Source organism: Alterinioella sp. (genome assembly GCF_058343375.1).
Genome location: NZ_JBTUJH010000112.1, coordinates 1 through 10,721 on the forward strand (window position 1 = coordinate 1; position 10,721 = coordinate 10,721).

Genomic DNA, 10,721 nt, shown 5'->3' on the forward strand with positions numbered 1-10,721 from the left:
GCCTCGCCACAGCCCTTCATGCCAAGGATATTGGTCTCGGTCGGCGTTGGCAGCGAGGTAAAGCTGATGAACGGCAGATCGCCTGCGCGCGGCATCGCGTAATCCATGAAACTTGCTGACAGAAGCTGGCCGTCATCATCATAGACCACCTGTTCGCACAGCGCCTGGCCAAGCCCCTGCGCCACGCCACCATGGATCTGCCCCTGCACCAGCATCGGGTTCATCAAATTGCCGAAATCATCGACCACGGTGTAACGTTGCACGGTTGTGACACCGGTTTCGGGGTCCAGCTCCACTTCGGCGATATGGCAGCCATTGGGAAAGGAGCGCCCCGGCAGGGTGATGGTTTGCTCAACCTCCAGCAGCGCCGATTGCCCCGCCGCCGCAGCCTTGTCGGCCACCTCAAACAGCGAAATCACAATGTTCGACCCCGGCGCGCGAAATACGCCCTCGTCGATGTCGAACCTGACACTGGCCCCAAGCAGGCCCTCGACAAAGGGCAGCAGCCCCGCAATCAGCGCCTTCCCGGTCGCATGAATGGCCGAGCCCTGCACGGTCACCGACCGCGACCCGCCGGTGCCGCCGCCTGAAGCGATCAGGTCACTGTCGCCCTGCACCACCTCAATCCGGTCGAGCGGCAGCCCGGTCTGATCGTGCAGCAGTTGTTTATACACGGTCTCATGCCCCTGACCGCCCGACTGGGTGCCGACAAAAACCCGCGCACCGGTGCCGGTCAGGGTGAGTTTGGCAGTTTCACGCGGCGCGCCCAGAATGCTTTCGATATAGGAGCAAATGCCAATCCCGCGCCGCTTGCCGCGCGCCGCCGCCCGGCGCTGACGCTGCGGCAGACCCTTCAGATCGGCCTCGATCGCGGCGCGCTCCAGCACCGCTGCGAAATCGCCGCTGTCATAGGTCTCGCCCATCAGCGTCTTGTAGGGCATCTGATCGGGCCGGATGAAATTCTTCCGCCGCAATTCCAGCGGATCAACATCCAGCACCCGCGCAGCGTGATCCATGGCGCGTTCCAGCACATAGATCGCTTCGGGCCGCCCGGCCCCGCGATAGGCATCGACCTGCGTGGTGTTGGTATAGACTCCGGTGCATTGCATATAGCCCGTCGGCAGATCATAGACCCCCGGCATCACCCGCGAAAAAAGCTTTGTCTGGATGGCCTGCGCAAAGCCCGAATTATAGGCCCCCATATTGGCAACCGAGCGCACCCGGTAGCCGGTCAACCTGTGGCTGGCGTCAAAGCCCAGTTCCGCCGTGCAGATCAGGTCGCGCCCGGCATTATCCGAGACCATGGCCTCGCTGCGGTCCGACATCCAGCGCACCGGGCGCGGCTGCATCCGTGCCGCCAGTGCCAGCAGGAAATGTTCGGGATAGCGCATCGCCTTCATACCAAAGGCCCCGCCGACATCCGGGGTGGTGACCTGCACGGCATCGTCACTTACGCCCAACCAGCCGACCAGATCGGCCTTTTTGCCCCACACGCCCTGCCCGTTTTCGCATAGATGCAGGCGGCCCTCACGCATTTCGGCCCGGATACCGCGTGGCTCAAGGCTGGCGGCCATGATGCGGTTGTCATTCACCGTCAGCTTGATGACATGGGCCGATCCCGCCAGCGCGGCATCCGTCGCCTTGGCGTCGCCCATGCCCCAGTCAAACGCCTGATTTTCCGGGGCCTCACCATGGATCTGCGGCCCTCCGGTTGCGACCTGCATATGGGCCGGCAATTGCGTGAAATCAAAAACGATCCGTTCCGCCGCATCGCGGGCCTGGGCCATGCTCTCCGCCACGATCAGCGCCAGCGCCTCACCCACGAACCGCACCCGGCCTTCGGCCAATATGGGGCGTCGCGGGGCGGCGGCCTTGCTGCCATCCGCATTGTCGATGATCGTCGCCGCCAGCGCGTTTTCTAGCCCCTGCGCGGCGATATCATCTGCCGTCAGCACCAGATGCACCCCCGGGGCCGCGCGCGCGCCAGCCACATCCAGCCTATCAATCACGCCATGCGCCACGGGGCTGCGAAAGACATGCGCCACCAGATCCCCCTGCGGCGCGATATCATCGACAAAGCGGCCCTGGCCGCGCAAAAGGCACCCATCTTCCGCCCGCGTAACCGGCTGGCTGGTTCCGAATTTCTGCATCCCTGCCTCTCGTGGCTTTGCTTTGCCCCATAGGTATCAAGCACACCGCGCCTGTCCAGTGGTCCGCAATCAGGTGAATTCGTGCCACCGTCAGCCTTGGCCTTTCGGCGCAGGTCCGTTAAGCCACGCTGAACTTGAAGAACGGGACATGCGGGCGATGGAAAAGAGCTTTGATGCGGCCGAGGCCGAAAAGCGGATCACGGCAAAATGGGATGCGGCCAAGGCCTTTGCGGCGGGCGCGAATGCGTCGCGCGAGGAAACCTTTACCATCATGATCCCGCCGCCAAACGTGACCGGCGCGCTGCATGTGGGCCATGCCTTCAACAACACGTTGCAGGATATTCTGGTGCGCTGGCACCGGATGCGCGGCTTTGACACGCTGTGGCAGCCCGGTCAGGACCATGCCGGCATCGCCACGCAATTGCAGGTGGAAAAGATGCTGGCGGCCGAGGGCCTGCCGGGCCGGCGCGAATTGGGGCGCGAGAAATTTCTGGAAAAGGTCTGGGAATGGAAGGGCAAATATGGCGGCACGATTGTCCAACAGTTGCAGCGCCTTGGCTGTTCACTCGATTGGGACCGCAACGCCTTCACCATGGCGGGCGCGCCGGGTGATCAGCGCAGGGGTCATGAGAACTCCGCCAATTTCCATGATGCCGTGATCAAGGTTTTTGTCGATATGTATGACAAGGGCATGATCTATCGCGGCAAGCGGCTGGTAAACTGGGATCCGCATTTTGAAACCGCAATCTCGGATCTTGAGGTCGAGAACACCGAGGTTGACGGCCATATGTGGCATTTCAAATACCCGCTGGCGGGCGGGGCCAGCTATGAATATGTCGAAAAGGATGCCGACGGCACTGTCACCCTGCGCGAGATGCGCGATTACATCTCCATCGCCACCACCCGGCCCGAGACCATGTTGGGCGATGGCGCGGTTGCGGTGCACCCGACCGATGAACGCTATGCCTCTCTTGTCGGCACGCTCTGCGAAATTCCGGTGGGGCCAAAGGAACATCGCCGCCTGATTCCGATCATCACCGATGAATACCCGGATAAGGATTTCGGATCAGGTGCAGTGAAAATCACCGGCGCGCATGATTTCAACGATTATGAGGTCGCCAAGCGCAGCAATATCCCGATGTATCGCCTGATGGATACGCGCGGCCACATGCGATCCGATGGCGCGCCATATGCCGAGGCCGCGACCCGGGCGCAGGAGATTGCGAATGGTGCGAACTGGACCGGGGCCGAGGTTGATACGCTCAACCTGATCCCCGATGATCTGCGCGGGCTGGACCGGTTCGAGGCGCGCAAATTGGTGGTTGAACAGATCAATGCCGAAGGCCTGTCCGTTACCCATCAGGTGACGCGCAAAGACAAGGAAACGGGAGAGGAGATTACCGAAACCGTTCCTTACGTGGAATCCAAAAAGATCATGCAGCCCTTTGGCGACCGCTCCAAAGTGGTGATCGAGCCGATGCTGACCGATCAATGGTTCGTCGATACCGCCAAGATCGTCGGTCCCGCCTTGGATGCTGTCCGGTCTGGCGAGGTGAAAATCATCCCCGAGAGCGGCGAAAAGGTGTTTTTCCACTGGCTGGAAAACATCGAGCCCTGGTGCATCTCGCGCCAGCTCTGGTGGGGCCATCAGGTGCCGGTCTGGTATGGGCTCGACCTATCCGCGCCCGACTATAAAGACGATGAAAACGATGGCGCATTGGATATTGTCGAACTTGGCCGCTTGTTGACCACGGATCACATGGTCCATGCCGGGGAACATGCCGAATGCGGCGCGGCGCTGGAGGATGTGACCGAGAAGTTCAAGGATGCGCTTGCCGCACTGCCTGTGCCGCTGAACCATGCCCGGATCATCGAAGTGGCCGACCGCAACGAAGCCGTGGAACTGCTGGCCAAGAGCCTCGCCGATTACGAGATGAGCGATGAGGACCCGACCCATCTGCTCTACCCCGTCTGGCGCGACCCCGATGTCCTCGACACTTGGTTTTCCTCCGGCCTCTGGCCCATCGGCACGCTTGGCTGGCCCAATTGGGATGACAGCACCAAAAAATACTTCCCCACCGATGTGCTGATCACCGGCCAGGATATCCTGTTCTTCTGGGTCGCCCGGATGATGATGATGCAGCAGGCGGTGGTCGGCCAGAACCCGTTCCACACTGTCTATCTGCATCAGCTTGTCCGCGACGAGAAGGGCAAGAAGATGTCGAAAACCACCGGCAATGTGATTGACCCGCTGGAGATTGTGGATGAATTCGGTGCCGACGCCCTGCGCTTTGCCAATGCCTCGATGGCCGCCCCCGGTGGCGTGCTGAAGCTGAGCGTCGACAAGATCAAGGGCTATCGCAATTTCGGCACCAAGCTGTGGAATGCGGCGCGCTTTGCCGAGATGAACGACTGCAAACCTGTCCCTGGTTTTGACCCCGCAGCCGTCACCCAGACCGTCAACGCCTGGATCGTCGGCGAGATTGCCCGCGCCCGTGTGGCCCATGACGAGGCGCTGAATGCCTACCGGTTCAACGACGCCGCGAACATGCTCTACGCCACCACATGGGGCAAGGTCTGCGACTGGTATCTGGAATTTGCCAAGCCGCTGTTTTTCTCCGGCGACGAAGTGGTTATTGCAGAAACCCGCGCCACGATGGCCTGGGTGATCGACCAATGCCTGATCCTGCTGCACCCGGTGATGCCGTTTATTACAGAAGAACTCTGGGGCGAGATTGCCGAGCGCCCGAAGCTGTTGGTGCATACGGATTGGCCTGAATATGGGCTAGAACTGGTGAATGCGGCGGCCGATCGTGAGATGAACTGGGTGATTTCCCTGATCGACGAAATCCGCTCTGTCCGGTCCCAGATGGGCGTGCCTGCGGGCCTGAAAGTGCCGCTGTTGCAGGCCGAACTGGATGAACGCGGGCAGGCGGCGTGGGACCGCAACGAGGCCATGATTTTGCGCATCGCCCGCGTGGTTGGCGTCGAAAAGACCGACACGCTGCCCAAAGGGGCTGCGACCATTGCGGTCGCGGGCGGTGTTTTTGGCCTGCCGATTGCCGATCTGATCGACGTGGATGCGGAAAAAGCCCGGCTGGAAAAGGTCCTAGGCAAGCTGGCCAAGGAACTGGGCGGGTTGCGCGGGCGCCTGAACAACCCCAAATTCGCCGCCAGCGCACCGCCCGAAGTGGTGGCGGAAACCCAGGCCAATCTGGATGCCCGCGAAGAGGAAGAGGGCAAGATCAAGGCCGCGCTGGCGCGGTTAGCCGAGGTCGGTTGACCCCGGCGCCGGGCGCTTTTCCTGCCCCATCATCAAGGCAAGCTCCCGGCCCGGCATCGCGTCTTTGGCATAGGTGAAGGTGCCGTCCTGCATCACCTCCTGCGCCGCGCGTTTGAGCGCACCCAAAGCGGCCCGCGCAAAGGAGCCGCCGACGCTGATCCGGGCCACGCCTGCGGCGGCGGTCAGGGCGATAAATCCCCGATGGGAAAGGGTGGGCATGGAGCCCCTCCGAGGATTGCGAACGGATCTCACGCATGCGACCCGCGCACCAATTACAAATTCCTTGCGCTAGTCTTGGGTTCCGCGCATTCATTCAGCCCATGTCTGATCCAAACTACACCCCGCTTGTCGCCAGCCTGCCCGCCGCCGTCCCGTTTGTCGGCCCCGAAACCCAGGAACGCGCCCGCGGGGCCGCCTTTACCGCCCGCCTCGGCGCGAATGAGAGCGTCTTTGGCCCCTCGCCCCGCGCCATCGCGGCAATGGCAGAGGCCGCCAAAGACGCCTGGATGTATGGTGATCCCGAAGCGCATGACCTGCGCACAGCACTGGCCGCCCATCACGGCATTGCCATGGACAACATCATGGTCGGCGAAGGCATCGACGGGCTTCTGGGCTATCTAGTGCGGATGCTGGTGGGTCAGGGCGACGCGGTGGTGACCTCGGACGGCGCTTACCCAACCTTCAACTACCATGTCGCGGGCTTTGGCGGCGTGTTGCACAAAGTGCCCTATCGCGGCGATCACGAGGACACGCAGGCGCTGATCGCAATGGCTGCCAAGACGCAGGCCAAGCTGATCTATCTCGCCAATCCCGACAACCCGATGGGCAGTTGGCATGATGGCGCGACCGTGCAGGCGATGATCGCCGCGGTGCCTTCTGGCTGCCTTCTGGTGCTCGATGAGGCCTATTCGGACACAGCCCCCCCTGACGCCATCCCGCCGCTCGACCCATCCCGGCCCCAAGTCATCCGCATGCGCACATTTTCCAAGGCCTATGGGATGGCCGGGATGCGGGTGGGCTATGCCATCGGGCACGCCGACCTCATCACCGGGTTCAACAAGATCCGCAATCATTTCGGCATGGGCCGGGTTGTGCAAGCCGCCGCCCGCGCGGCGCTGAGAGATCAGGATTATCTGGCCGCAACCATCGACCAAATCGCCGCCGCCCGCGCCGAAATAACCCGAATAGCCCACGAAAACGACCTCATCCCGCTGCCGTCAGCCACCAATTTCGTCACCATCGACTGCGGCCAGGATGGCAATTTCGCGCGCGCAGTGCTGGCCGCTCTCATCGAGCTTGGAATTTTCGTGCGCATGCCCTTCACCGCCCCGCAGGACCGCTGCATCCGGGTTTCCTGCGGACAAAAGGCTGATCTGATCGCCTTCGCCGAAGCCCTGCCCAAAGCCCTGAAAGAGGCCGGCAGATAGCACCCGCAAACGCGCGTCCCTCGCCTTCTTTGCGCTTCAAATATCCAAATCCCGCACCACCGCCCAGATCCGACACTGGCCCAATCCGAGCCGACATTGCATCATTTGGTCGGGATGGCCGCCGAAACACGCCACCCGAAAACTCTCGCCCGCCGCCCCGCAAGGGGCGGCCCCGGTCGCCGCCGAAGGCGGCGATCCCGCTCAATGCCACTCACCTATAGCGCGTCGCGCCTGATCGGATTCGAGCATTCATCACCCGGACCGAGGCAGCGTTCGCGCAATCGAATGCGTTCGGGTCGGCCGGTGAATTCAATTTGGCGCGACGCGCTCTAGCCCGCCGCCAGAACCGCCGCCGCAGCCTCCAGCCCGCCCGCCCCATGTGGCAGTTTCAATGCGATCATCCCGGCCTGAAGGCTGCCCAGAACAGCCATGATCATCTGGGCGTTGACATGGCCCATATGGCCGATCCGGAAGATGGCGTTTTCCTCTTCCACCGGTGCCCCCAGGGAAATGCCAAGGGTCAGCCCCGCCTCACGTTCCACCCAATGGCGCAACCGGGTACCATGCACACCGCCGATCCGAACCGTGGTCACGGCATGCGACCGGTGTGCCGGATCGGTGATATTGAGCGCAATCTCCGTGCCCTGCCCCCAGGCCTCGACCGCTGCCCAGATGGCGCGCGCCAATACGCTGTGGCGATGCCAGACAGCGTCCAACCCCTCCTCTTTCAGGATCATGTCCAGCGACACCCGCAGCCCATACAGATGATGCGTCGGCGCGGTGCCGCAGAAATGCTGATAATAGGCCTGCGGCGCAGCCCGCGGCCGCCAATCCCAATAAGGCGTCACGCAATCCGCCCTGTCGCGCGCCGCATCCGCACGCGGCGAGAAAAACACGAAACTCATTCCCGGCGGCACCATCAGCCCCTTCTGGCACGCCGCCACCATTACATCGACGCCCCAATCATCCATGTGAAACACGTCCACCGCCAGGCTTGCGATATTGTCCGAGAACAAAAGCGCCGGATGCTCCGCCGCATCCAGCACGCGGCGCAGCCCGGAAATGTCATTCCTGACGGAACTCGCGGTATCAACCTGAACCGCCAGCACGCCCTTGATCTTGTGACCGGTATCGGCGCGCAGCGCCTCAGTGACACGGGTAAGATCGACATGGCCGCGATAGCCGAAATCAATCACCTGCGTCTCAAGGCCCAGACTCCGCGCCAGCTCACCCCAGGCAATGCAAAACCGGCCAGTGCCCAGAACCAGAACCGTGTCACCGCGCGACATCGTGTTGCTCAGCGCGGCTTCCCAGGCACCATGGCCGTTGGCGATGTAGATCGCCACATCATGGGCCGTGCGCGCCACTTCCTTCAGATCACGCACAATGCCATGCGTCATCTCGATCAGCGGCCCGGTATAGATATTTGGCGCGGGCCGGTGCATGGCCTGCAAGACCCGGTCCGGCATGACCGAGGGGCCGGGAATGGCAAGGTAGTGGCGACCGTTTGCAAGGCTCATGGCATGTTCCCATTTGTGCTGCGGCGCAATCGGTAGCGTGGCCCGAGGTCAGGGTCAATCGCACTGACTGGAGGGCGCGCTCTGGTTGTCTGGCGCGCAGCCGAGTATATGTTTTGCATCCACCCACAGGAGCCACCCGGACATGACCGCTGAAGCCGCCCCCGACCGCACCGTTTTGCGCCTGACCGGGGCCGATCGTGCCCATTTCCTGCAGGGGCTTGTGACCCATGACGCACGGATCGGCACCTTGGTCTATTCCGCGCTTTTGTCGCCGCAGGGCAAATATCTGGCTGATTTCTTCCTTCTCGACCGGGGCGATGACATCCTGCTGGATGTAAAATCCGATCTGGCCGCGGGTCTGATGGCCCGGCTGAGCATGTATAAGCTGCGCGCCGATGTGCAGATCGCGGATGCGGAAATGCCGGTTGCGCGCGGGCTTGGGGCCCCGCCCGAGGGCAGCTTTTCCGACCCGCGCCACCCTGCCCTTGGCTGGCGGGCCTATGGCGTGGCGGCCGACGCGCCGATAACCGACTGGGACGCCCTGCGCGTCGCCCACATCATCCCCGAAACCGGGATCGAGCTCATTCCCGATGAAAGCTATATCCTTGAGATGGGTTTTGAGCGGCTGGCCGGCGTCGATCACCGCAAGGGCTGCTATGTGGGCCAGGAAGTGACGGCGCGCATGAAGCACAAGACCGAGCTGCGCAAGGGGCTGGCGCAGGTGGCGCTGGAGGGGGCGGCACCTGTGGGGGCACCGATCCTTGCAGGGGACAAACCGGCAGGCAGGCTGTTCACCCAGTCAGGTGACCGCGCGCTGGCCTATCTGCGCTTTGACCGGGCCCGGGGTGAACTGCATGCAGCCGACGCGACTATCCGCTGGCCCGTCGCAGAAAATTCTTGAAAGAAGAATTTTTTCGCCGAAAAATCTTCCAGAAGATTTTTCCTTCGGCTCCGACAGCTTCAGATCAGCAGCGACGCCGCCCCTTCCAGCCGCAGCAGCGCCACCTTGGTTTCCACCCCGCCCGCACCGGAATAGCCACCAAGCCCACCTGCCCCCAGAACCCGGTGGCAGGGAATGAAGATCGGGATCGGATTGGCCCCGCAGGCCTGCCCGATGGCCTGTGCGCTGACGCCAAGATCCGCCGCCAGATCGCCATAGCTGCGCGTCTCGCCGTAAGGAATGGCACATAGCGCGCTGTAGAATTCCTGCTGAAACGCGCTGCCGCCGGGCGCGAGCGGCACGGAAAATTCCGTCAGATCACCGGCGAAATAGGCGGCAAGCTCGGCGCTGGCCTGATCAAACACGAGCGCTGCATCGCTGGCATCCAAGCGGCCCCAGTCAACGGCGGTGATCGCCCCATCCGCTGCCGACAGGGTCAGCGTGCCGACGGGGCTTTGCACCTCTGCCCTCACTCCTGCTTGCCGATCTTGTCCTGGGTTCGGGTGTCGAAATCGCTGGCATCATGGCGCTCATGCAATTGCATTGCCGGATCGCCAGAGGCCCGGTTGACCATCCGGCCACGCTGCACCGCGGGCCGTGCGTCGATGCGTTTGGCCCAATCCACAACATGGCTGTAGCTGGTCACATCCAGAAACTCGGCCGCGCCATAGAGCCGCCCCAGAACCAACTGCCCATACCAGGCCCAGATCGCCATATCGGCAATCGTGTAGGTATCGCCCGCTATCCAGTCATGATCCGCCAGGTGCCGGTTCAAAACATCCAGCTGGCGCTTGGTCTCCATCGCGTAGCGGTCGATCGGATATTGCCATTTTTCGGGCGCATAGGCGTAGAAATGGCCAAAGCCACCGCCCAGATACGGGGCCGATCCCATTTGCCAGAACAGCCATGACAACATTTCCGGCCGATCCTCGGGCGCGGTCACGAAGGCTTCGAATTTTTCCGCCAGATGCAGCATCATCGCGCCCGATTCGAAGATCCGAACGGGCTTGTCGCCCGACCGGTCCATCATGGCGGGGATCTTGGAGTTCGGGTTCACCTCGACAAAGCCCGACCCGAACTGGTCACCCTCGCCGATATCGATCAGCCAGGCATCATATTGCGCCCCCTCATGACCAGCCGCCAGCAATTCCTCGAACAGCACCGTGACCTTGACCCCATTGGGCGTCGCCAGCGAATAGAGCTGATAGGGGTGTGCACCGACCGGCAGAGCCTTGTCATGCGTCGGCCCGGCAACGGGTCGGTTGGTCGAGGCAAATTTTCCACCGCTTGCCCGCTCCCAGGTCCAGACGGTGGGGGGCTGGTAAATATCGCTCATGGTCTCAAAATCCTGTCACTTTGGTCAAGGGCATGGATAAGGCATCTGCACGATTGGGCAATGCG

8 protein-coding genes are annotated in these 10,721 nt (G+C 62.4%); 3 read left to right on the plus strand and 5 right to left on the minus strand.

Annotated features, from left to right (window positions below):
• The coding region (locus tag ACW8PS_RS14960) for a xanthine dehydrogenase family protein molybdopterin-binding subunit (RefSeq protein ID WP_491528300.1) at positions 1-2,150 on the minus strand (2,150 nt) is incomplete at its 3' end.
• 157 nt (positions 2,151-2,307) lie between these two features.
• On the opposite strand from ACW8PS_RS14960, the gene ACW8PS_RS14965 reads away from it, so the two are divergent.
• A complete protein-coding gene (locus tag ACW8PS_RS14965; protein WP_491528301.1) occupies positions 2,308-5,433 on the plus strand; it encodes a valine--tRNA ligase in 3,126 nt (1,041 codons plus the stop codon).
• Here ACW8PS_RS14965 and ACW8PS_RS14970 read toward each other — a convergent pair.
• Positions 5,416-5,652: a hypothetical protein gene (locus ACW8PS_RS14970; RefSeq protein WP_491528302.1), complete on the minus strand. Its 237-nt coding sequence runs from the start codon at positions 5,650-5,652 to the stop codon at positions 5,416-5,418. The two genes, ACW8PS_RS14965 and ACW8PS_RS14970, sit on opposite strands and share 18 nt — an antisense overlap.
• A gap of 101 nt (positions 5,653-5,753) precedes the next feature.
• Here ACW8PS_RS14970 and ACW8PS_RS14975 point away from each other — a divergent pair, with 101 nt between their 5' ends.
• On the plus strand, positions 5,754-6,860 hold the full coding sequence (locus ACW8PS_RS14975; protein ID WP_491528303.1) for a pyridoxal phosphate-dependent aminotransferase: 1,107 nt from the start codon (positions 5,754-5,756) through the stop codon (positions 6,858-6,860).
• 329 nt (positions 6,861-7,189) lie between these two features.
• Here the strand turns inward: ACW8PS_RS14975 and ACW8PS_RS14980 are convergent, their stop codons facing one another.
• Positions 7,190-8,380 (minus strand): pyridoxal-phosphate-dependent aminotransferase family protein, encoded by a 1,191-nt coding sequence (locus ACW8PS_RS14980; RefSeq protein ID WP_491528304.1) that lies wholly within the window; start codon positions 8,378-8,380, stop codon positions 7,190-7,192.
• 142 nt (positions 8,381-8,522) lie between these two features.
• On the opposite strand from ACW8PS_RS14980, the gene ygfZ reads away from it, so the two are divergent.
• The gene (gene ygfZ, locus ACW8PS_RS14985) at positions 8,523-9,281 is read left to right on the plus strand and encodes a CAF17-like 4Fe-4S cluster assembly/insertion protein YgfZ (RefSeq protein ID WP_491528305.1); all 759 of its coding nucleotides are present in this window, start codon (positions 8,523-8,525) and stop codon (positions 9,279-9,281) included.
• Positions 9,282-9,340: 59 nt separating this feature from the next.
• Here the strand turns inward: ygfZ and ACW8PS_RS14990 are convergent, their stop codons facing one another.
• Entirely contained in the window at positions 9,341-9,781 is a 441-nt protein-coding gene (locus ACW8PS_RS14990; protein ID WP_491528306.1) for a methylated-DNA--[protein]-cysteine S-methyltransferase, read from the minus strand.
• Positions 9,782-9,789: 8 nt separating this feature from the next.
• Positions 9,790-10,656, minus strand: a complete 867-nt coding sequence (gene yghU, locus ACW8PS_RS14995; protein WP_491528307.1) for a glutathione-dependent disulfide-bond oxidoreductase — start codon at positions 10,654-10,656, stop codon at positions 9,790-9,792.
• Between the last annotated feature and the right edge of the window lie 65 nt (positions 10,657-10,721).

Excerpts from the sequence above, each read along its gene's own strand:
- ACW8PS_RS14965 (WP_491528301.1), top strand. The coding sequence starts at position 2,308 with ATGGAAAAGAGCTTTGATGCGGCCGAGGCCGAAAAGCGGATCACGGCA.
- ACW8PS_RS14970 (WP_491528302.1), bottom strand. The coding sequence starts at position 5,652 with ATGCCCACCCTTTCCCATCGGGGATTTATCGCCCTGACCGCCGCCGCA.
- ACW8PS_RS14975 (WP_491528303.1), top strand. The coding sequence starts at position 5,754 with ATGTCTGATCCAAACTACACCCCGCTTGTCGCCAGCCTGCCCGCCGCC.
- ACW8PS_RS14980 (WP_491528304.1), bottom strand. The coding sequence starts at position 8,380 with ATGAGCCTTGCAAACGGTCGCCACTACCTTGCCATTCCCGGCCCCTCG.
- ygfZ (WP_491528305.1), top strand. The coding sequence starts at position 8,523 with ATGACCGCTGAAGCCGCCCCCGACCGCACCGTTTTGCGCCTGACCGGG.
- yghU (WP_491528307.1), bottom strand. The coding sequence starts at position 10,656 with ATGAGCGATATTTACCAGCCCCCCACCGTCTGGACCTGGGAGCGGGCA.